The organism is Zobellia russellii, assembly GCF_018728565.1.
Classification (GTDB): Bacteria; Bacteroidota; Bacteroidia; order Flavobacteriales; family Flavobacteriaceae; genus Zobellia; species Zobellia russellii.
The window spans coordinates 603,753-625,372 of the sequence record NZ_JACSOI010000001.1 but is presented as its reverse complement, the minus strand read 5'-3'; the positions used below and the strand labels follow the sequence as shown (position 1 = coordinate 625,372).

19 protein-coding genes are annotated in these 21,620 nt (G+C 39.7%); 15 read left to right on the top strand and 4 right to left on the bottom strand.

What is annotated here, in order from left to right:
• The first annotated feature begins 37 nt into the window (after positions 1–37).
• The 12 genes from H9565_RS02690 (at position 38) to H9565_RS02635 (ending at position 14,265) form a co-directional block, all read left to right on the top strand.
• Positions 38–1,630 (top strand): SulP family inorganic anion transporter, encoded by a 1,593-nt coding sequence (locus H9565_RS02690; RefSeq protein WP_215437188.1) that lies wholly within the window; start codon positions 38–40, stop codon positions 1,628–1,630.
• 5 nt (positions 1,631–1,635) lie between these two features.
• Complete coding sequence (locus tag H9565_RS02685) at positions 1,636–2,481, top strand: universal stress protein (protein ID WP_215437185.1); 846 nt, start codon at positions 1,636–1,638, stop codon at positions 2,479–2,481.
• Between the two features lie 14 nt (positions 2,482–2,495).
• Positions 2,496–3,122, top strand: a complete 627-nt coding sequence (locus H9565_RS02680) for a carbonic anhydrase family protein (protein WP_215437183.1) — start codon at positions 2,496–2,498, stop codon at positions 3,120–3,122.
• 95 nt (positions 3,123–3,217) lie between these two features.
• Entirely contained in the window at positions 3,218–3,844 is a 627-nt protein-coding gene (locus tag H9565_RS02675) for a carbonic anhydrase (protein ID WP_215437181.1), read from the top strand.
• Positions 3,845–3,898: 54 nt separating this feature from the next.
• On the top strand, positions 3,899–5,779 hold the full coding sequence (locus H9565_RS02670; RefSeq protein ID WP_215437179.1) for a SulP family inorganic anion transporter: 1,881 nt from the start codon (positions 3,899–3,901) through the stop codon (positions 5,777–5,779).
• A gap of 78 nt (positions 5,780–5,857) precedes the next feature.
• On the top strand, positions 5,858–6,877 hold the full coding sequence (pheS, locus tag H9565_RS02665) for a phenylalanine--tRNA ligase subunit alpha (RefSeq protein ID WP_215437177.1): 1,020 nt from the start codon (positions 5,858–5,860) through the stop codon (positions 6,875–6,877).
• A 9-nt stretch (positions 6,878–6,886) separates the two neighbouring features.
• The gene (locus tag H9565_RS02660) at positions 6,887–7,282 is read left to right on the top strand and encodes a hypothetical protein (protein ID WP_215437175.1); all 396 of its coding nucleotides are present in this window, start codon (positions 6,887–6,889) and stop codon (positions 7,280–7,282) included.
• Between the two features lie 104 nt (positions 7,283–7,386).
• Entirely contained in the window at positions 7,387–7,869 is a 483-nt protein-coding gene (locus tag H9565_RS02655) for a GbsR/MarR family transcriptional regulator (RefSeq protein WP_215437173.1), read from the top strand.
• Positions 7,870–7,969: 100 nt separating this feature from the next.
• The gene (locus H9565_RS02650; protein ID WP_215437171.1) at positions 7,970–9,055 is read left to right on the top strand and encodes an efflux RND transporter periplasmic adaptor subunit; all 1,086 of its coding nucleotides are present in this window, start codon (positions 7,970–7,972) and stop codon (positions 9,053–9,055) included.
• A gap of 37 nt (positions 9,056–9,092) precedes the next feature.
• A complete protein-coding gene (locus tag H9565_RS02645; RefSeq protein ID WP_215437169.1) occupies positions 9,093–12,239 on the top strand; it encodes an efflux RND transporter permease subunit in 3,147 nt (1,048 codons plus the stop codon).
• Between the two features lie 7 nt (positions 12,240–12,246).
• On the top strand, positions 12,247–13,650 hold the full coding sequence (locus H9565_RS02640; RefSeq protein WP_215437166.1) for a TolC family protein: 1,404 nt from the start codon (positions 12,247–12,249) through the stop codon (positions 13,648–13,650).
• Between the two features lie 15 nt (positions 13,651–13,665).
• Positions 13,666–14,265 (top strand): TetR/AcrR family transcriptional regulator, encoded by a 600-nt coding sequence (locus H9565_RS02635; protein ID WP_215437164.1) that lies wholly within the window; start codon positions 13,666–13,668, stop codon positions 14,263–14,265.
• Here the strand turns inward: H9565_RS02635 and H9565_RS02630 are convergent.
• Together H9565_RS02630 and H9565_RS02625 are read right to left on the bottom strand one after the other, a co-directional pair.
• Positions 14,262–14,741 (bottom strand): CYTH domain-containing protein, encoded by a 480-nt coding sequence (locus H9565_RS02630; RefSeq protein WP_215437163.1) that lies wholly within the window; start codon positions 14,739–14,741, stop codon positions 14,262–14,264. The two genes, H9565_RS02635 and H9565_RS02630, sit on opposite strands and share 4 nt — an antisense overlap.
• The gene (locus H9565_RS02625; protein WP_215437161.1) at positions 14,734–15,408 is read right to left on the bottom strand and encodes an NAD(P)H-binding protein; all 675 of its coding nucleotides are present in this window, start codon (positions 15,406–15,408) and stop codon (positions 14,734–14,736) included. The genes H9565_RS02630 and H9565_RS02625 overlap by 8 nt, the downstream gene beginning before the upstream one ends.
• 28 nt (positions 15,409–15,436) lie before the next feature.
• Here H9565_RS02625 and dinB point away from each other — a divergent pair, with 28 nt between their 5' ends.
• The 3 genes from dinB to H9565_RS02610 all read left to right on the top strand — a co-directional run bounded on the left by dinB (position 15,437) and on the right by H9565_RS02610 (position 20,135).
• Entirely contained in the window at positions 15,437–16,537 is a 1,101-nt protein-coding gene (gene dinB / locus H9565_RS02620) for a DNA polymerase IV (RefSeq protein ID WP_215437157.1), read from the top strand.
• Positions 16,538–16,763: 226 nt separating this feature from the next.
• Positions 16,764–17,585, top strand: coding sequence for an AraC family transcriptional regulator (locus H9565_RS02615; protein ID WP_246560221.1), 822 nt, complete (start codon positions 16,764–16,766; stop codon positions 17,583–17,585).
• A gap of 75 nt (positions 17,586–17,660) precedes the next feature.
• On the top strand, positions 17,661–20,135 hold the full coding sequence (locus tag H9565_RS02610) for a TonB-dependent receptor domain-containing protein (RefSeq protein WP_215437155.1): 2,475 nt from the start codon (positions 17,661–17,663) through the stop codon (positions 20,133–20,135).
• A 62-nt stretch (positions 20,136–20,197) separates the two neighbouring features.
• On the opposite strand, the gene arfB is transcribed toward H9565_RS02610, so the two are convergent.
• Positions 20,198–20,602, bottom strand: coding sequence for an alternative ribosome rescue aminoacyl-tRNA hydrolase ArfB (gene arfB / locus H9565_RS02605; protein WP_215437151.1), 405 nt, complete (start codon positions 20,600–20,602; stop codon positions 20,198–20,200).
• Positions 20,603–20,605: 3 nt separating this feature from the next.
• Positions 20,606–21,586 (bottom strand): ABC transporter ATP-binding protein, encoded by a 981-nt coding sequence (locus tag H9565_RS02600; RefSeq protein WP_215437149.1) that lies wholly within the window; start codon positions 21,584–21,586, stop codon positions 20,606–20,608.
• Positions 21,587–21,620: the final 34 nt, after the last annotated feature.

Genomic DNA, 21,620 nt, shown 5'->3' with positions numbered 1-21,620 from the left:
TCCTTAATTCATATTGGGGACTAAACTATTTTATTTTATGTTCAAAACTTTAAAAAGCGATCTTCCTGCAAGTATCGTAGTATTTTTTGTAGCCTTACCTCTATGTTTGGGTATTGCCCTTGCCAGTGGAGCTCCGTTGTTTTCAGGCTTAATAGCTGGTATAATTGGAGGTGTAGTAGTTGGTGCCCTTAGTGGTTCCAATATTGGAGTAAGTGGCCCCGCAGCAGGATTGGCGGCCATAGTTTTAACCGCTATTGGAACATTGGGCGGTTTTGAAAATTTCTTAGTTGCCGTGGTTCTTGGAGGAATCATCCAAGTAGTATTTGGTGTTTTAAAGGCAGGTATTATTGGGTATTACTTTCCGTCCTCTGTAATAAAAGGCATGCTTACCGGTATTGGTATCATCATTATACTAAAACAGATTCCTCATTTCTTTGGATACGACCCAGATCCAGAAGGAGATTGGGCCTTTTTTCAAGTAGATGGTGAGAACACCTTCTCCGAGATTTTCAACACCGTTAACAATATTAGTCCAGGTGCAACACTTGTTGCTATAATTGGTCTTTCAATTTTACTTCTATGGGATAAAGTACTTTCAAAAAAAGGGAAAATATTTCAGTTGGTACAAGGGCCTTTGGTTGCCGTTGCAATAGGGATAATTTTCTTTATCGTAACTCAAAATAGTGAAGTTTTGGCTATTTCTTCGGACCACTTGGTAAGCGTACCAATTCCAGAAGATGCCGCCTCGTTCTTGGGCCAATTCAGCTTTCCTAATTTTGCTGCCATTACAAATCCTCAAGTTTGGATTACCGCATTTACCATTGCATTGGTAGCGAGTCTAGAAACCTTATTGTGCGTTGAAGCTACGGATAAGTTGGACCCGCAGAAAAATGTAACGCCTACAAACAGAGAGTTGCTTGCACAAGGTACGGGTAACATTCTTTCCGGTTTGATTGGTGGTCTTCCAATTACCCAGGTAATTGTTCGTAGTTCTGCCAATATCCAATCTGGTGGAAAATCAAAACTATCTGCAATTATACATGGTTTCCTTTTATTGATTTCCGTAATTCTTATACCAAGACTATTGAACATGATTCCTTTGTCCGTTTTGGCAGCCATCCTTTTTATTGTAGGTTACAAGCTGGCAAAGCCGGCGTTATTTGCCAAAATGTACAAACTGGGTTGGAAACAATTTGTTCCCTTTACGGTTACGGTAGCAGGAATTGTTTTTACAGATTTACTTATAGGTATTAGTCTAGGTTTGGCCGTTGGTATTGTAGTTATTTTGATCAAGAGCTACCAAAACTCTCATTTTCTTCACATTGAAGATGTAAGCAACGGAAAGCACAAAATAAAAATGACGCTTGCCGAAGAAGTTACCTTTTTTAACAAAGGTGCCATTCTAAAAGAATTGGACAGTTTACCTAGAGACACCTATCTGGAACTAAACTTACTCCAAACAAGATATCTAGATTTGGATATCATTGAAATTTTGGACGATTTTTCCATAAAGGCCAAAGAGCGTAACATAGACATTCAACTCGTTTCAAAACGAGGTGTAGTAGAAAACCCGGATAGTTTTACTGAGTTTTTTAAAACAAGACCTAAATCAAAATTAAGTCTAAGCTAAATGTCATGGAAAAGGACAAAAACAGGATAGTTCTATTTTCCTCTTTGGGAAATAGTCTGCATAATCTTTTGAAGAGCTCCGTTAGCCTGGCAAAAATGGTTGATGGAGAGCTAGAGGTTTTCCATGTAAGGAAACCTATTGATATTATTAGAAAGGATAATCAATTATCGGCAATGCGGACCATAAACCGTGAATATATTTTAACCGATAAGCGAATGAAACGTATAGTATCACCTATTTCTGAGGATTATGGAGTTCCTATCAGTTATTCCAGTGCCTTTGGCAACGTTAAGACTGAAATTGCCCGGTATTTAGCAAACAACAATCCGGACATTATTGTCCTTGGCAGGAGAAAAGCAAGGCTTTTCAGAGCTGTTGATGATAGAATAGCTAATTTTGTTCTAACTATTTTTAAAGGGTCCGTAATGATCGTCTCCGAAGAAAATGGTCTAGAACCAGATATGAAAATTGGTATTGGAACATTAAACTGTTCCTCAGAATCATCTAGCTCTTCTTTTCTAGAAACGCTGTTTGCTTTTACGGATAGACCGTTAAAGTCTTTTAATATTGTAGAAGGCTCCAACATTAGACCAAAACCACAGGAGTTTTTAGGACAAAAAACCGTAGAGTACGTATTTGACTATAATGAAAATACGCTGAAACAACTTCCAACTTACTTATCCAATAGTAACATAAACCTGTTATTTGTTGAGAGAAAAAAGAAGGAATCAAAAGCTACAGCTTCAGCATTGAACATGTACAATAAGGTAAAGAAACTAGGAATTACCCTTATGATTGCCGGCGAGAAACGTCTGCACATCAAACATCAAAGTAATTTAAGAATAGCATAATTAAAATATAAAATATGAAAGCACATACTAAGGAAACACAAGCAACAATGACCCCGCAAAAAGCAGTACAGTTCCTTAAAGAAGGTAACCAACGCTTCCAAAATAATTTAAAGGCCAATAGAAACCTTTTGGAACAAGTAAATGATACTAGCGAAGGACAATTTCCGTTTGCAACCATTTTGAGCTGTATAGATTCTAGGGTTTCGGCAGAATTGGTTTTTGATCAAGGTCTTGGCGATATCTTTAGTATTCGTATAGCAGGTAACTTCTCCAATGAAGACATTCTTGGAAGTATGGAATTTGCTTGTAAACTAGCCGGCACCAAATTAATTGTTGTATTGGGCCATACTAGTTGTGGTGCCATCAAAGGTGCTTGCGATCATGCTAGATTGGGCAACCTAACCAAACTGATCAATAAGATAGAACCAGCTGTAGACGAGGTTAAAGAACCAGCAGATGAAAGCCAGAGAAACTCTAAAAACCTTGAATTTGTTGATAAGGTTTCAGAAAAAAATGTGCTTTTAACTATTGAAAATATACGTAAAGAAAGTCCTGTTCTTGCAGAGATGGAAGACAAAGGAGAAATTAAGATAGTTGGGGCCATGTACGACATATCCAACGGCGAAGTAACTTTCTACTAGTATATTGAATTTTAGACAGGTTAAAAGGCCAATAACGATGTTGGCCTTTTAACTATATTTCTGTAGAATTCTCCTTACTTTACCAAAAAAATATAATGGATTTAGACACTGTTTTTGATAATAACCAAAAGTGGATTGCTGAGAAACTAGAGACTAATTCAGATTATTTTAAGGAACTGGCCATAGGGCAAAATCCAGAACTGCTTTATATAGGCTGTTCGGACAGTAGGGTTACCGCAGAAGAAGTTATGGGTGCCAAACCCGGAGAGGTTTTCGTACATCGTAACATTGCGAACATGGTAATCAGTATTGATTTAAATGTTCTATCTGTAGTAAAATATGCCGTAGACTATTTAAAAGTAAAACACATTATAGTCTGTGGGCATTATGCATGTGGAGGGGTAAAAGCCGCCATGCAATCTGCAGATTTAGGGGTTTTAAACCCATGGTTGCGTAATATACGCGACGTATATCGTCTTCATAAGGAAGAACTTAACGCAATTGAGGACGAAACAAAGAAATATGACAGGTTAGTTGAACTTAATGTAAAGGAACAATGTGTAAACCTGATTAAAACCGCGGTGGTGCAAAAAGCATATCGCGACCACGGATTGAAAGTTCACGGATGGATATTTGATGTCCACACCGGAAAGCTAATAGACCTTAAGATAGATTTTGAAGGCTATCTTATAAACATAATGGAAATCTATCATTTAGATTGATCAAAACCATTCTGTTACTCCTTAAACTAACATATTACCATTAATCTTGACTCTATGAAAAATCTTTTCTCAAACTTTAAAGGAGATCTATTTGGAGGGATAACAGCAGGTATTGTTGCTCTTCCCTTGGCATTAGCTTTTGGTGTTAGCTCAGGCCTTGGGCCAAGCGCCGGTCTCTATGGAGCTATATTCATCAGTTTTTTCGCGGCTCTTTTTGGTGGTACCAACACCCAGATTTCCGGCCCAACAGCACCAATGACCGCGGTAAGTATGGTTGTTATAGCAGGTATAATAGCAATCAATGATGGAAGTTTGGAAAAAGCGCTACCTGCAATCTTGGTTGTTTTTCTATTGGCCGGTCTTATGCAGATAGGCTTGGGGTTATTGGGTATTGGTAAATACATCCGCTATATTCCATATCCCGTTGTTTCCGGATTTATGACCGCAATCGGAGTTATTATTTTGGTAACCCAAATACTTCCCGCAATTGGCTATTACCCTAAAGAAGACGAGGCTTTTGTAGAGCAATACAAACCTATGGCCGAAGAAATTATCTTGGACAATATTTTAAAGGAAGAAGCCGGAGAAGGCATTCTTGTTCTGGAAAACTTTGAGGAGACCATTAAACGAGCGGAAGGAATTACCGAGGAAGATATGCTAAAAGAAGCACGTACTTTGGCAAAATCCGAAGCATCCGGAGTATTGGGAGCCATTAAGGTAATGCCTAGAGCACTTCAAAATATTAACTGGCTAGAGTTTATTCTGGCACTAACCACCATTGCCATTATCTATGGTTTTAAAAGAATAACTACGGCTATCCCAAGTGCATTGGTGGCCTTGGTTGTGGTATCGGGCGTGGCTTACGGTTTTGGTTTGGATTACAGGCCTATTGAGGAAATTCCAAGCGGATTTCCGGTTCCAAATCTGGGTATATTTACCAGTTTTGAGCTAAGTTCCGTAACGCCATACATTTTTACTGCATTAACATTGGCGTTGTTAGGAGCTATTGACTCCCTCTTAACCTCTGTAGTTGCGGATAATATGACAAAAACTAAACATCAACCCAACAAAGAATTGGTGGGCCAAGGAATAGGAAATAGTATCGCCGCCATTTTTGGTGGAATTCCCGGCGCAGGTGCCACCATCCGTACTGTGGTAAATATTAATGCCGGTGGAAAAACCAAATTGTCCGGTATGGTTGCCGGAGTTCTGCTGCTCGTTGTTCTCTTAGCTCTTGGACCGGTTGCTTCACAGATTCCCGCTGCCGTATTGGCCGGAATTTTAGTAACGGTAGGTATCGGTGTTATGGATTACAAAGGACTAAAAGCTATACCCAGTCTTCCTAAAGACATGAGTTTAGGGCCTATAAAATTCAGCTCGGAAGTTATTATAATGCTGGTTGTACTGGTTCTTTCTTCTGTTTGGAACTTGGTCTATGCAGTTGGTGTTGGTCTGGTAATTGCCTCCTTAATGTTCATGAAAAAGATGGGCGACCTTACTGCGGAGCGGTCTGATGTAAAGTCTTTGGAAAAAGAACAAGGATGGGCAGATGAGAAAAGTTTCCCCAAAAACTTAAAAGAAACGGTCTTTATCAAACACCTTAAAGGACCTTTGTTCTTTGGTTCTACTAGTGAATTTCAGATTTTAGCGGACCAAATTCCTAGATCGGCATCTACGGTAATCATTAGAATGGACCGCATGCAATATATGGATCAATCCGGTCTTTATACCTTGGAAGACGTGCTTATAGATTTACACAACTCCAATATAGAGGTTCTGTTCGTAGATGTACTTCCACAACCACGTTACATGATGGAACGTGTAGAACTCATTCCTGATTTAATTCCTGCAGAACATATTTTTGACACCTTTAATGAATGCCTGCAGTACTTGACACACAAGACATCCGAGCAAAATATTGAGGCCTCAGCATAGAATTTAGACCAATTTATGATGAATTATGTATTCGGTAATGCCGCAAATGTCCTAAATTTGCGGCTTTAGCCGAACATCATGATCGATACCATAAAAAAGCACATTACTGAGGTAGAAAAGTTTACCGCTACCACTAAAGAGGAACTGGAAAGCTTCCGTATAAAATACTTAGGTAAAAAGGGACTTTTGAACGATTTCTTCGCTCAATTCAAAAATGTACCCAATGAGCAAAAAAAGGAATTCGGCCAAACCATAAATCAGCTTAAGCAGACCGCAAACGAAAAGCTGAACACCTTACGGGATGCCCTTGAAAGTAAAACCGAAGAAAAAGGCATATATGGCGATTTAACCCGCCCAGGGGAGCCTCTAGAACTTGGCGCCAGACACCCTATTTCTATTGTAAAGAACCAAATTATAGATATTTTTTCCAGAATAGGTTTTAATGTTTCCGAAGGACCGGAAATTGAAGATGATTGGCACAACTTTACCGCACTGAACCTACCGGAATATCACCCTGCAAGAGACATGCAGGACACTTTTTTCGTTCAAACGGATCCGGATATCCTATTGCGTACGCACACTTCGTCCGTACAGGTTAGATATATGGAAAATAATAAACCACCAATACGTACCATTTCTCCGGGAAGAGTATATCGTAACGAAGCTATTTCGGCCCGTTCACATTGCTTTTTCCATCAAGTAGAAGGTCTTTATATTGATAAGGACGTTTCTTTTGCAGATTTAAAGCAAACCCTTCAGTTCTTTACAACGGAACTTTTCGGTAAGTCAAAAATTAGACTTCGCCCTTCATATTTCCCTTTTACCGAGCCTAGTGCCGAAGTAGATGTGTATTGGGGACTTGAAACCGAAACCGATTACAAAATGACAAAAGGTACCGGATGGCTAGAGATTATGGGCTGTGGTATGGTAGACCCTAATGTACTGGACAACTGTGGTATTGACTCCAAGGAGTACTCTGGTTTCGCATTTGGTATGGGAATAGACAGAATTGCCCTGTTGCTTCACCAAATCTCCGATATTCGCTTATTAAGCGAAAATGATGTGCGTTTCTTAGAACAATTTAAAAGCGCACTTTAACCCAGCGTTGTGAAGAAAGATATTGAAATACCTATTGCCAAAGATGTTCACGTGGCCATAATCCGTGAGTGGAACGACGATTTTCTTTCAAAAGACTGGAACGCGTACATTATAAACAATAGAACGGACCAGATTGAATTAACGATTGTGGTCTCCAAAGGATTTGATGCAGAGCGAAAAACATCTACTATGCGCCATGGCATTGGTACCATTCTACCCAAATCTTTTAAAAAAGTAGAAATGCTCCTTGAAGATGTGCTAGCATTGGACAATGAGTTTTTTGTTACTTTCTTCGCCGAGGGTAAACTTTTTGAAAAACGCTTCTTATTTCCCAAGAATACTATCTCCGAGAAAGACCTAGGCCCCATCCCCATCATTGAAAAGGAAGGCATATTAGCACCATAAATTCTTTCGCTAACAAAATTTTAACGCCTTTTAGGAATATTTAAGTTCTTTTGGTTTGTTTGTTTCCGAACTAATACTACCTTTGCCCCTTCAATATTTCGATTATGAACAGAGAAGAAAGCAAAAAATTATTAATTGAGGACCTAGGGATTCATTTTGAGAATGAATATTCCCTTCCTCCATTAGCTGCAAGAATTTTTGCTAACCTCGTTATTACAGAGGAAGACGGACTCACTTTTGAGGATTGTCTTACTAAACGTGGTGCCAGTAAAAGTTCTATATCTACATCGCTAAACCTCCTTTTACAAATGGACTTTGTAAAGTACTTTACAAAGTCAGGAGACAGAAAACGATACTTTAAAGTTGCTGAAAAAGACGCCTTTTTTATAAACAAACTCAATACAGTCCTTAAAAAACTCGAAAACGAGTCTGAAATGATTGAAAAAGTTGCAGCTTATAACGAGGCATATAATCCAGAGAAACATGAAGCTAATAAAGCAAGAAAGGATATCTATCTCAAATGTGTAGAAGAAGCTAGAGAAATTTACAGAAAGACAATTATAGACCTGAAAAAATCTAACAACTAATTTTTTGAACAAATGGTTCGTTTTTTACCGAACATTCAGAATTAACAAAACCTTAACAACATTCAATCAACAATTCAATACAAGTAAAACTCCATCTAAAATGAAAAAGTTATCAATTATAGGATTATTAAGCGCCGCACTCCTTTTGAGTTCGTGTTTTGGAACAACTCCAACTTCTCCCGCTGGTGCCGATGCTCCACCTCCACCAAGTTTAAAGGTTGGTGAACTAAAACCACAGGACATTACTGTTTATAATGAATTTTCTACTACTCTAGAGGGAAAGCAAAATGTAGAAATATGGCCAAAAGTGTCTGGTTTTGTTCAGGAGGTTTATGTAGAAGAAGGTCAGAAAATAAAAAAGGGCCAACTGCTTTTTAAATTGGAAACACAAACCTTGAACCAAGATGCAAATGCTGCCAAAGCATCAGTAAACGTTGCACAGGTAGAAGTAAACAAGCTAAAACCTTTGGTAGAAAAAGGTATCATTAGCGAGGTTCAATTAGAAACTGCAAAAGCACAACTTGCTCAAGCTCAAGCTAATTACCAGAGCGTTACCTCCAACATTGGCTACTCGCGTATTACGAGCCCGGTTGACGGTTACATTGGTGAAATTCCTTTTAAAATAGGAGCTCTTGTAAGTTCAAACATGAGCAAACCATTAACTACGGTTTCAGATGTTAGCCAAGTACGGGCTTATTTTTCAATGAACGAAAAAGAGTTGCTGAAGTTAAAAGAGTCTATGCCTAAAAATGATAAGAACCTTATGGATGTTGAAAAAGCACCAGAAGTTACACTTGTCATGATAAACGGAGAAGAATATCCTGAGCCCGGTAAAATTGCCATGATCAATAGTATTATAAACGGTACTACCGGTAGTGTTACCGCACGTGCAGATTTTGACAATAAAAATAACTTGCTAAGTAGTGGTAGTACTGGGAAAATTAAAATTCCCACCGTTTATAAGGATGCTTTCGAAATTCCACAAACGGCTACTATTGACCTTCAGGGGAAAAAGCTGGTCTATGTAGTAAAAGAAGATAACACTGTAACCACAATGCCTTTAGATATCGTAACCACCACTCAAAAAGGTTTTGTTGTGGAAAACGGCATAGATAAAGGAACTACCATTGTTCTAGAAGGTGTAACTAAAATAAAAGACGGTATGGCCATTAGTCCGGTCAAATAAGAAACCGCAATTCAACAAAACACATAAATAGAGAACAATGTTTCAGAAATTTATAGATCGTCCCGTACTGTCTACGGTTATATCGATTATTATAGTTATTCTAGGTATACTAGGTTTAACGACCCTACCTATTGAAGAGTATCCGGAAATTGCGCCACCTACCGTGCAAGTAACAAGTACCTACACCGGAGCAAATGCAGAGACGGTACTTAAGAGTGTAGTTATACCGTTAGAGGAGCAAATAAACGGTGTGGAGGATATGTTGTACATGACCTCAAGTGCCAGTAACGACGGTGCCGCTACCATTAACGTCTTTTTTAAGTTAGGTACGGATCCGGATATTGCCGCGGTAAACGTTCAGAACAGGGTGGCTAGGGCCAATAGTGTTTTACCACAGGCCGTAGTACAGACGGGTGTTATTACTCAAAAGTCGCAAACCAGTGCATTGTTGTTCTTTTCTTTATTCTCGGATAATGATGATTATGACGCAACCTTTGTAGAAAACTACGCCAGAATTAACATTGTACCCAAATTACAACGTATAGAAGGTGTTGGTAACGTTACTGTTTTTGGTTCTAAGGATTACTCTATGCGTATCTGGTTGAACCCAGAAAAGATGGCGGCCTACAAGCTTATGCCTTCGGATATTCAGAATGCCCTTAGAGAGCAGAACCTTGAGGCTGCAACTGGTAAAATTGGTGAAAATGCCGATGGAGTTTACGAATACGTTTTAAAGTATAAAGGACGTCTTTCAGAAGAAGCCGAGTATGAGAATATCATTATAAAAGCACAAGAAAACGGACAGTTTTTAAGACTTAAAGATGTTGCCGAAGTAGAATTGGGTGCCTTTAACTATGGAACAAAAAACGAAGGTATGGGAAAGCCCGGTACTGCCGTTGGTATTTTTCAAACATCGGGCTCTAACGCGAACGCTATCATTGATGAAATTCAAACCATATTGGATGAAAGCAGCCAAGATTTCCCTAAAGGTCTGGATTACGTAATTCCTTATAACACTAAAGATTTCTTAAGTGCATCCATAGAACACGTAGTACAGACTTTAATAGAAGCATTCCTATTAGTGTTCTTAGTGGTTTTCATATTCCTACAAGATTTTAGATCTACGTTAATACCTGCTATTGCCGTTCCGGTTGCGATTATTGGTACGTTTTTCTTTCTATCGCTCTTTGGGTTCTCAATTAACATGTTAACCTTATTTGCAATGATTCTGGCCATTGGTATTGTGGTGGATGATGCCATTGTGGTGGTCGAAGCCGTCCATGCCAAAATGGAGGAAGGCGCAACCAATGCCAAAACGGCTACCAAATCTGCAATGTCCGAGATTTCAGGTGCAATCATTTCTATCACCTTGGTTATGTCCGCCGTGTTTATTCCGGTATCGTTTATTAGTGGGTCATCGGGTGTGTTCTATCAGCAATTTGGTATAACATTGGCTATTGCCATCCTAATTTCGGCAGTAAACGCTTTAACGTTGAGCCCTGCCTTGGCCGCATTGTTGCTAAAACCGCACAATCCGTCCGAGGAACATAAAAAAGGAATTTCAAAACGTTTCTTTTCGGCCTTTAACACCGGTTTTAATGCGATTACCGATAAATATGTTGGTTCCGTAAAATTCATTGCCAAAAGAAAATGGGCCACTTGGGCATCTATTGCAGTGTTTGGGGTTATAGCGTATATGCTATTCCAATCCACACCTACAGGATTTATTCCAAATGAAGATAAAGCTATTGTTTTTGCCGATGTTACTATGCCTCCGGGAACAACATTGGAACAAACACAGAAAACCGTTAAAAAATTAGATTCTATTTATGCTTCAATGGACTTGATCAAGGCCAGAATGAACATTACAGGATTTAGTATCCTTAACAGTGTTAACGGTGGTTCTTACGGTTTCTCCGTACTTAGACTAAAAGATTGGGGAGAACGAGAAGGTGATAATGAATCCGTACAAGCGGTCGTAGGGCAATTGTTCGCAAAAACGGCGGGCATCAAAGATGCAAAAATATTCTTCTTTACGCCACCTAGTGTACGTGGTTTTGGTAACTCTACCGGTTTTGAGATGAACTTACAGAGTAAAGATGCAGACGATTGGCAAACCGTAAACAAAGTTACTAATGAATTTTTGGCAGCTATAAATGCAAGACCGGAAGTTCAATACGCCATTACCAACTTCAATGCTAATTTCCCTCAATACGAGTTGGAGGTAGATGTTGAGAAGACTAAAATGGCCGGTTTAGCCGTAACGGATGTATTTAGCGCTATGCAAGGCTACTATGGTGGACTTTATACCACGGACTTTAACAAATTTGGTAAGCAGTACCGTGTTATGATCCAGGCCAAACCGGAAGATAGGGCAGATGAAAATTCATTGAACCACATTTTCGTTACGAACGCCAATGGGGAGTCGGTTGCCGTATCTCAATTTGTATCGTTAAAGAAAATTTACGGTCCTGAGGTAGTGAGTAGGTTTAACCTATTGAGTTCGGTTAAGATTAACGGAGCCATGAATCCTGGGTATTCTACTGGTGATGCTATTAAAGCTATTGAAGAGGTTACGGCACAAGTATTGCCAAATAACTACACCTACGAATACTCTGGACTTACCAAGGAAGAGAATAGCGCAGGTAGCCAAACGGTTCTAATCTTTATTTTGAGCTTGGTTTTCGTATACTTCTTGTTAAGTGCTCAATACGAATCCTATATCCTTCCATTATCCATATTACTGTCCTTACCAATTGGTATTGCAGGAGCAATAGGTTTTGTGAGCGTAGCTGGTTTGGAGAACAATATCTATTTCCAAATTGCCCTGATCATGTTAATCGGTCTTCTCTCTAAAAATGCCATTCTTATCGTAGAATTCGCATTGCAGCGTAGAAAACACGGTATGTCTATTATTGATTCTGCCATAGATGGTGCCAAAGCACGTTTAAGACCCATTTTAATGACATCCTTCGCCTTTATCCTTGGTTTAATGCCATTGGCGTTGTCATCAGGTATAGGTGCCGTAGGTAACCGATCCATTGGTATGAGTGCAGTTGGAGGTATGTTGATAGGTACCATATTTGGTGTGTTTGTAATACCGGCGCTATATGTCATTTTCCAGACCATCCAAGAGCGTATTACCGGTGCGCCACAAGAAACTATTGAAGAAATAAAGAACTAGAGAAATCATGAAGAAATTAGTAATGAATAAATTCTTATTGGTGGCCCTGCTCCCGCTCTTGCTACAATCTTGTTTTGTAGCCAAAAACTATGAGCAACCAAAGGTCCAAACAGAAAACCTATATAGAACGGATAACCTGCCTCAGGACAGTGTATCCTTCGCATCGGTTTCTTATAAAGACCTTTTTACGGACCCTTATTTAAAGACCTATATTCAAAAGGGACTTGACAATAATTTGGACATTCGTATAGCCCTGCAGAATATTGCAGCGGCTGAGGCTTACGTAAAACAAGGAAAAGCGGGTTATTTGCCTACATTAAACGGTGCTGCAAGTGCCACTAGAACGGCAAGAACAAGTGAGAACGGACAATTTGGAAGTTTCTTTACGCAACCTTTTAATCAATATGAAACTTCGGGTACGGTTTCTTGGGAAGCCGATATTTGGGGTAAAATTAGAAGCACAAAGCGAGCTAGTGATGCCAGTTACTTGCAGACTGTTGCCGCTCATCAAGCTGTAAAAACAAGTTTAGTGGCGCAGATAGCAACAACGTACTATCAAATGTTAGCGTTGGACGAACAAATTTCCGTTACAGAGGAGACCATTGAAAACCGTGTAAAAAGTTTGGAAACCATTACGGCTCTTAAAGAAGCCGGGCAAACCAATCAAGTGGGTGTGGACCAAACCGCAGCACAACTTTACAGTGCTCAAAGTCAATTGTTAGACCTTAAGAATTCACTATTCAAAACGGAAACAACATTAAGCATTTTATTGGGCGAGCAACCCCAAACATACGAACGAGGTACACTTGCCGATCAAACTATAACTGGCGATATGTCTTTAGGTGTTCCTGCATTATTGCTTAGAAATAGGCCGGATATTATGCAAGCCGAATATAGCTTGGTAAATAACTTTGAATTGACCAACGTAGCAAGAAGCAACTTCTACCCGTCCATTACGTTATCGGCACAAGGTGGTTTTCAAAGTTTGGAGTTGGACAATTGGATAGATAGCAGTTCTATCTTTGCCAATCTTATTGGAGGTCTAACCCAACCTATTTTTAACGGAAGAAAAGTAAGAACGGCCTATGAGGTGGCACAAGCGCAACAAGAGCAAGCATTATTAACCTTTAAAAAGGCTTTGCTTACTGCTGGAAAAGAAGTTTCGGATGCGCTGTACGATTATAACACAGCCGTAGAAAAAGAAGCATATGTTACTAAACAGGTGGTTGCTTTAAAACGCGCGGAGACCAATTCAGAAGAATTATTGAACAGTGGTTACTTAACCTATTTAGACCTATTGACCGCCAGGGAGAACTGGTTGAATGCAGAACTAAGCTTAATAAACAACAAGTTTGGTCAGTTATCGGCAACAGTAGACCTGTACCGTTCCCTTGGTGGCGGATGGCATTAATCACTTGTAAGGCACATGATCAACAAAGACCTGTTTTTAGAATTTGCCCTTTCTAAATTTGTCCAGTTCGGTAGTAAACGATTTACTTTGGATGAGCTTGCGAATGAAATGGGTATGTCAAAAAAAACGATATACGAGAATTTCGCCAGCAAAGAAGTTATAATCCAAGAAAGTCTTGATTTATTTCTGAACAAGACCAGGTCTAAAATGGATCAATGTGTCAAAAGAGAAAAATCCAATCCTATTTTAGCTGTAATAGCAGTGTACAAAATAGGACTGGATTCTCTTAAAAATTTTAGTCCGGCTTTTCTATATGGACTACGAAAATATTATCCTAAGGTTGATAGCTATTTCAATCACTTTAGGGCAGACTATATTCACACTACAGTACGTGATCTTCTATTGCGAGCACAAGAACTGGGTCATATTAAAAAAGACATTAATGTAAATACAATTTGCCTTCTTTACTTAGAGCGGTTGCCCCTCCTGATTTTTACGGAAGAGAATTTGTTTGAAAAATTTTCGGTCGAAGAAATTCTAAAAACCTTTATAGTCCACAACATAAGGGGAATAGCCACCCTAAGTTACTTGGAAAAGAACGACCACCTACTCTAATCCTTTATTTCCCAATCTTTAAAAGGGTGTTTACTCAACTGGGAATTATAATATTTGGTAACACCGGAGACTTCTTCACCCAACCATTCCGGGGTTTCAAAGTTTTCATTTTCGGAGGATAGTTCTACCTCAGCTACCGTAAGTCCTTCATTATCCCCGTAAAACTCATCTACTTCAAAAATATGTGTCCCAATTTTTACTTCATACCTAATTTTATCTATGCTACCGGGTTCGGCCAGTTTTAATAGGGCTTCGGCCTCAACAACCTCAATTTCTTTTTCCCATTCAAAGCGGGAAACACCTGTATCGTTGCCCTTTCCCTTTACGGTTATAAAACCTTCATCTCCCATAATCCGCACCCGTACGGTACGCTCGGGGTCCGTATTCAAAAACCCTTGAAAAATTCGTTTTTTAGATATAGCCTGACTTTGGTACGCCGTAGACGTAACCAAAAATTTACGCTCAATTTCAATCACTTTCTGTTGCTATTTTTTTAATCTTATCAGATTCTATTATACGCTCCTCATATCCTGAATTTGCCACAGTCAACATAGCTTCCGCAATGGCTTCCGGCTTAATGGAGCGGTATTTCTCCAACGGACCCGCCAAAACAAGGTTCACTACTTTCATAAGCTGCTTGAACAAAAATTCTCCCATTCGCTTTTCTTCTCGTTTGCCACCAATTAAGGAAGGTCTAAAGATATAGGTGTTCATAATTTCCTCGGCCAAAACGGCATCTTCCATTTCACCCTTTACCCGATTATAAAAAACACTGCTTTTTGCATTCGCCCCCATTGCGGAAACTACTAGAAAAGTGGGGATTCCATTGGAATGGGAAAGCTTTGCAGCCGCTACGGGAATTCCGTAATCAATACCCTTATACACCGTTTTGTTGGGTGTTTTGGATTTGGTAGTACCGATGCAGCAGAAAACCTCGTCTCCGGTAAAATGGGATATAAACTGCTCCAGTTGCATTAAATCGCCCAAGTGCTCTTCCAATTTATCATGGGAAACGCCCACGGTGGAACGGGAAAACAGTTTTACCTTTTCATAACGGTCATCTGCTAATAAAAGCTGAAGCAAAATGCCTCCGGTAAGACCGGTTGCCCCTAGTACTATTGCTGTTTTTCTTTGTGTTTCCATCCAACTAAATATAACTTAATTTTGCAGTATGCCAAACGATTTTCCATTGCGAAAAATTATTCATGTAGACATGGATGCCTTTTATGCCTCCGTGGAGCAATTGGACAATCCAGACCTACGCGGGAAGCCCATTGCCGTTGGCGGTAGCTCTAAAAGGGGTGTGGTGGCAGCTGCTAGCTATGAAGCTAGAAAATTTGGGGTTCGTAGTGCCATGAGCAGTGTAGTGGCCCAGCGTAATTGCCCTGAACTTATATTTGTAAAGGCCCGTTTTGACAGGTACAAGGAAATATCAAAAATAATACGTGGCATTTTTCATGAGTATACAGACCTGGTAGAACCGCTTTCCTTGGATGAAGCCTATCTTGATGTTACCGTGAACAAAAAAGGAAATCCGTCGGCAACAATGATGGCCAAGGAAATCCGGCAACGAATTTTTGAGACTACCGGCCTCAATGCTTCCGCAGGAATTTCCATCAATAAATTCATTGCCAAGGTTGCCAGTGATATTAATAAACCCAACGGACAAAAAACGGTTAACCCAGAAGAAGTATTGGAGTTTTTGGAAGAACTGGAAATCCGAAAATTCTATGGTGTAGGAAAGGTTACGGCCGAAAAAATGTATAAACTGGGCATTTTTACCGGTAAAGACCTAAAACAAAAGCCAATAGAATTTTTAGAAGACAATTTTGGAAAAAGCGGAAGTTACTACTACAACGTGGTGCGTGGTATTCATACAAGCGAGGTTAAACCCCACCGTATTCCAAAATCTGTTGGTGCGGAGCGCACTTTTAACGAAAACCTAAGTAGTGAAGTGTTCATGCTTGAACGTTTGGAGCATATTGCAGAAGAACTGGAAAAACGCTTAAAGAAGGCCAACATTGCGGGAAAGACCGTGACCTTAAAAATCAAATACAGCGATTTTACACTAAACACACGAAGCAAGACCCTGAGCTATTTTATCTCCGCCAAAAGCCTTATCCTAGAAACGGCAAAGGAACTTTTATATCAGGAGAAATTGCAAAATTCCGTACGACTGCTGGGTATTTCTCTAGCCAACCTCAACACAGAAAAAGAAAAAAAGAATTCTGAAAAGGAGTCCGTTTCCGTACAACTTAAATTTGAATTTTAAGAAACACACCTTTTAAGTCTAAATATTTTAACATTACTTTAAATATTTACACCAAAGTGCTACAAATTAAACACTTTGTGTTAGAATTTACGATCATCCCAAGGCAGTGAATACCTGTTCTATCTATTATCTTTATACTTAGCTTGAACAACAAGACCTGTACTACTGATCTTTGTGTAGGTTACACAGATTATGAGCAAAAACGTCTTGTTAAAAATCAGTCCATTTGATACGTACCAAAATTAAAACCTATACCAAAATCTCTGCTTTGGCAGATATTAAGATCGAGCCCTTTGATGTTAATAAGCGCTACACCAAACCGCACCGCCACAACAAGTATATGGAGTTGGTTTATTTTAGTGCAGGTAGTGGAATGCATTATATGGACGAGACCGGGTACGCCATAGAGCCGCCAGTAATATTTATCATTAAAAAGGATGAAGTACACCACTGGGAAATAGATACCGTTCCTGAAGGCTTTGTAATTATTATTAAGGAAGGGTTTTTAGAAAAGACATTGGACAAGCATATTAATCTACAACTAAAACAGCTGGGTAACAAAAGGGTAATCAACCCATCTTATGATGCCAGTATTCAATCACTTTTTGAAATCGCATCCAAAGAAATCAAGGAAAATTGTGCCAGCAGAGATATTCTGGTAGAAGGGGTTCTCAAAGCTCTATTCTCTAAAATATTGACGTATGTAGAACTAGATGAAACCGTATCTACCAACAATCTGGAAGAACGTTTTGATGAGTTGCTGCAAACCAAACTCAAAAACGATGTGGCCTACTATGCCCAGAAGCTGAACACCACGGCACAAAACCTAAATGCCCTCTGCAAAAGAAAGCATGAGAAGACCGCTTCTGCCGTAATTGCAGACCATATTTTAAAAGAAACCAAGCGCTTGTTGCTTTACACCGATCTCTCAGTTACTGAAATTGCCTATGCGTTTGACTTTACGGATGTTTCCCACTTTGTAAAATACTTTAAACGACATGATGGACAAACACCACTACAGTTTAAAAAAGTAGCGATCGTACCTTAACTTTTTCAAACAGACCATAATTCAATAGGGGTTAAGCGTAATTTCGACACCTAATTAATACCAAACCTATTGAACATGAAGTCTTTTCATCTATTTGTATTTCTAATCACTATAATTCCGCTTTCGGTATCGGCGCAAATAACCGGTAAAATTACGGACGGGGATAATGATTATCCGTTAGAATACGCCACCGCTGCCGTCTTTAACCAGGATAACGGAGAATTGGTTACCGGGGTCATTACGGACCTAAACGGTTTCTTCTCCATAGACAATATTAAAAACGGAACTTACTACCTAGAAGCTTCTTTTATTGGTTTTGAAACCAAGACCATAAAAGATATTACCGTACAGAACCGAAAAGGTGTTGACCTAGGAACCATAACCTTAAGTATTGGTGGCACCCAACTTGAAGAAGTGGTCGTTAAAGGCGAACGGGCAACCGTTATCAACAAAATAGACCGACAGGTTTTTGACACCAAAAAGTTCCAGAACAGCCTTGGAGGAAGTGCCATGGATGTGGTTAGGAATATACCCTCGGTAAGTGTGGACGGACAGGGTGAAATAAGTGTTCGTGGGAGTACCGGATTTGTAGTATTGCTCAACGGAAACCCCGTGCAAGGAAATGCTTCCAATTTATTGAACCAACTTCCGGCCAATGCCATTGAGCGGGTTGAAGTAATTACCGCCCCCTCGGCCAAATATGATCCTGAGGGTAAAGCGGGTATTATGAACATCATCACCAAAAAAGGTGCTGCAGACGGCACTTTTGCCCAGATCAATATTAAAGGTGGTCTCCCCTCTATTGAAACGTATGGCAATGATAAGGTACACCAACGTTACGGCGCAGATGCCACGTATAACATTCGTAAAGGCGATTGGAATATCTCTATGGGTGCCAGCTACCAACGTAACGATCTTGGCGGCAGACGTGAAGGTGATATTTTTACCATCATAAATGACACCCTTACCCAATTTCCTTCTAGCGGAGAGCGCAGTTTTGATGAAATTAATTACAGTGGAAGGTTTACTGTAGACTATGCGCCAGATGATAAAAACACCTATTCACTAGGTTTTTACGGGGGGAAAAGAAAAAAGGATCGTCTAGCCGATATCGTATATTTTGACAACCACGGGATTACCCCTGCTGCTGGTGGAGAACGTTTTTATACTTTTCAGTATTATAACCACAACCTTAGAACCCGAAAAAGTGATTTTGTGTTGGGAAGCTTTGACTATTCCCATATTTTTGAAAATACTTCAAAATTATCTACTTCCTTTTTATACGAATACACCCTGTTAGGGGGGCCTACCGAAAGTGACAACTTGGGCCAACCCGATAGGAACATTGTATACCAACAGGAATACAACACCAATGACAACCCGCTTAACGGTATTCGTCTATCATTGGACTATGCCTGGAAACCATTTGCAATTGGCCAACTAGAAACCGGTTACCAATACCGAAACTTGGACCATACAGGTGATTTCGTATATGAAAGAAAGGATGATACTACCGGTGACGTTTTTGAGCTAGTTCCCGAATTTTCCAGCGAAGTTGACCTTCAAAGGAGCATCCATTCCGGTTATGCGCAATTAACAGGTGTCAAGGATAAATGGGAGTATGCTGCAGGTGTGCGTATTGAGGCTATGGATCGCGAACTTGATCTTCGTGACAAACAAGGTCTTATTGACACTACCTATACCTATGACTATGTAAAACCGTTTCCATCGGCATCAGTTCAATATACATTTGAGAACCATCTAAAATTGAAGGCCGCTTATAGCAAAAGGGTAGAACGCACCGCCACTTTTAAAATGAACCCTTTTCCGGAACGTGAGCACTCAGAAACCTTGGAACAGGGAGACCCCACCCTAAAACCGGAATTTATAGACCTATTGGAAGTGGGTATCAGCAAAAACTTTGAGGGCGGAAATTCGGTCTTCGCCACGGCCTATTACCGCGACACCAAAAATTTGGTGAACAGAGTAAATACCATCTATAACGACACCATCCTAAACCGCATCTACTCAAACGTGGGAAAGGCAAAGTCTCTTGGACTTGAATTGGGCACGCAGCTAAAACCTACCAAAAACTGGTCTAACTTTATTGGAGCCAACCTTTACAATTATACCATTGATGGCGAATATGATGGTAGAAATATAGACAGCAGTTCTTTTGTGTACTCCATAAACGCAAACAGCACCTATAACTTTACGGAAACCGCTTCGTTGCAATTCACCTTTAATTACCTCTCCGAACGGATTACGGCACAGGGCGAAGATTCCCGTTTTTATTCGCCCAACCTAACCTTTAAAAAGTCGTTCTTAAATGACCGATTGACGGCTACGCTACAATGGCAAAATATAGATTTGGGACTATTGGATACGAACGAACAGCGTATTACCACTTATCGTGAAGGTGAATTCTTTACCACCACAAACTATGTTTATGAGGTAGATATGGTACTGCTTAACCTATCCTACAATTTCAATAAGAACAAGAATAAATCCAAATTCATTGACAGTGAATTTGGTAAGCAAGAGTTTTAATTATAGTTGATGTTTAGTTGAGTAGTGGGTTTTAAATTCCACAGAAAAAGCCCCAATGAGTTTTAATCCATTTGGGGCTTTCCTCTATTTGTCTTCTTTTGGGCGTTCTTCTTTTTATGCTTCAACCGTTTTTCAATGGAAGATCGTGACGGCTTTGTTTTCCGCCGTTTTTTCTTAACTTTTAAAGCGTCTTCAATGAGGCTTAAAAAACGGGTAATGGCCAATTCTTTGTTTCTATGCTGACTACGGGTTTCATCGCATTGCATTTGCAACACCCCTTCTTTGGTTAGCCTATGGCCTATTTTCTTATAGAGACGTTCTTTCTCAATAGCGGTAAGACCGTTAGATTCCTCAACCGAAAAACTAAGGTCTATTTTAGTAGAAACCTTGTTTACATGCTGCCCTCCGGCACCACTGCTTCTTACAGCTTTGAAAGTTAATTCTTGAATCAGTTGGGCCTTGTTCATAGTTTAAGAATCGGCCATACGCTGGTTTATGGTTTCCAAAGAAATATTCAGAAAAATTACTTTTCCCACCTCTAAAGGCTTGTCATGGTTAAAATAGATATCCTCACCTTCATAAATCCCCACGATCATATAATGACCTCCCATGTAATAAGCTCCTTTTACCACACATTCTAAACCGGATTTACCGGAAACCTTAAATTCATGGGCATATACAATAATGCGCCTTTTGGTATCCGCATAGGATTTTACAATGTTTATGGGAATTTTATTGGCTTCGCCGAACAAGGAGGCTACATACAGGTCCTTAGGGTGCTCATATAGGTTTTTAGGACTATCCTTAGCCACAATGAACCTATCTTTGAGCACAACCACCCTATCCGCAAACGGAAGCATATCCATATGGTCATGTGTAGCGGTAAGTACAGTTATTTTTTGACGTCTTAAATAGCCAAAAAGGTTACGCCGTAAGCTGTTCTTCCTAAAATTATCAATATTACTAAACGGCTCGTCCAACAACAGTACTTTAGGCTCTTGGGCCAAAACTCTAGCCAGTGCCACACGCTGCTGTTGACCACGACTTAATAGTTTTACCTTGGTTTGGGCAAACTTGGTCATTTCAATCATTTCCAAAAGCTCAAACGTACGCTCTTGAAGCTCCTCAGGTTCAAAAACAGATAAGAACTGACTAATGTTTTCCTCTACCGTAGTGAAAGGCATCAAATCAAAATCCTGTGATAAATACTTCATGTACGGTTCGCCCGGCACAAGATTATGCTGTGGACCTAAAACTTGGGTTTCGTTCCAATACACCTCTCCCACTTCAATATGAAGCAATCCGTAAATGATTTTTAAGAGGGTACTTTTTCCACAACCGCTCTCTCCTATAATGGAAACATGTTCGCCTTTGGCCACCTTTAGGTTGATATTTTCCAAAACGGAAGTACCATCGTCATAACTAAAGGAAACATGATCTACTTGTAACATACATTCGTGTTCTGTATACCTAGGCACTCTTTTG

Excerpts from the sequence above, each read along its gene's own strand:
- H9565_RS02675 (WP_215437181.1), top strand. The coding sequence starts at position 3,218 with ATGGATTTAGACACTGTTTTTGATAATAACCAAAAGTGGATTGCTGAG.
- pheS (WP_215437177.1), top strand. The coding sequence starts at position 5,858 with ATGATCGATACCATAAAAAAGCACATTACTGAGGTAGAAAAGTTTACC.
- H9565_RS02655 (WP_215437173.1), top strand. The coding sequence starts at position 7,387 with ATGAACAGAGAAGAAAGCAAAAAATTATTAATTGAGGACCTAGGGATT.
- H9565_RS02610 (WP_215437155.1), top strand. The coding sequence starts at position 17,661 with ATGAAGTCTTTTCATCTATTTGTATTTCTAATCACTATAATTCCGCTT.
- H9565_RS02680 (WP_215437183.1), top strand. The coding sequence starts at position 2,496 with ATGAAAGCACATACTAAGGAAACACAAGCAACAATGACCCCGCAAAAA.
- H9565_RS02645 (WP_215437169.1), top strand. The coding sequence starts at position 9,093 with ATGTTTCAGAAATTTATAGATCGTCCCGTACTGTCTACGGTTATATCG.
- H9565_RS02635 (WP_215437164.1), top strand. The coding sequence starts at position 13,666 with ATGATCAACAAAGACCTGTTTTTAGAATTTGCCCTTTCTAAATTTGTC.
- H9565_RS02640 (WP_215437166.1), top strand. The coding sequence starts at position 12,247 with ATGAAGAAATTAGTAATGAATAAATTCTTATTGGTGGCCCTGCTCCCG.
- H9565_RS02625 (WP_215437161.1), bottom strand. The coding sequence starts at position 15,408 with ATGGAAACACAAAGAAAAACAGCAATAGTACTAGGGGCAACCGGTCTT.
- H9565_RS02690 (WP_215437188.1), top strand. The coding sequence starts at position 38 with ATGTTCAAAACTTTAAAAAGCGATCTTCCTGCAAGTATCGTAGTATTT.
- H9565_RS02685 (WP_215437185.1), top strand. The coding sequence starts at position 1,636 with ATGGAAAAGGACAAAAACAGGATAGTTCTATTTTCCTCTTTGGGAAAT.
- H9565_RS02670 (WP_215437179.1), top strand. The coding sequence starts at position 3,899 with ATGAAAAATCTTTTCTCAAACTTTAAAGGAGATCTATTTGGAGGGATA.
- H9565_RS02650 (WP_215437171.1), top strand. The coding sequence starts at position 7,970 with ATGAAAAAGTTATCAATTATAGGATTATTAAGCGCCGCACTCCTTTTG.
- dinB (WP_215437157.1), top strand. The coding sequence starts at position 15,437 with ATGCCAAACGATTTTCCATTGCGAAAAATTATTCATGTAGACATGGAT.
- arfB (WP_215437151.1), bottom strand. The coding sequence starts at position 20,602 with ATGAACAAGGCCCAACTGATTCAAGAATTAACTTTCAAAGCTGTAAGA.
- H9565_RS02600 (WP_215437149.1), bottom strand. The coding sequence starts at position 21,586 with ATGTTACAAGTAGATCATGTTTCCTTTAGTTATGACGATGGTACTTCC.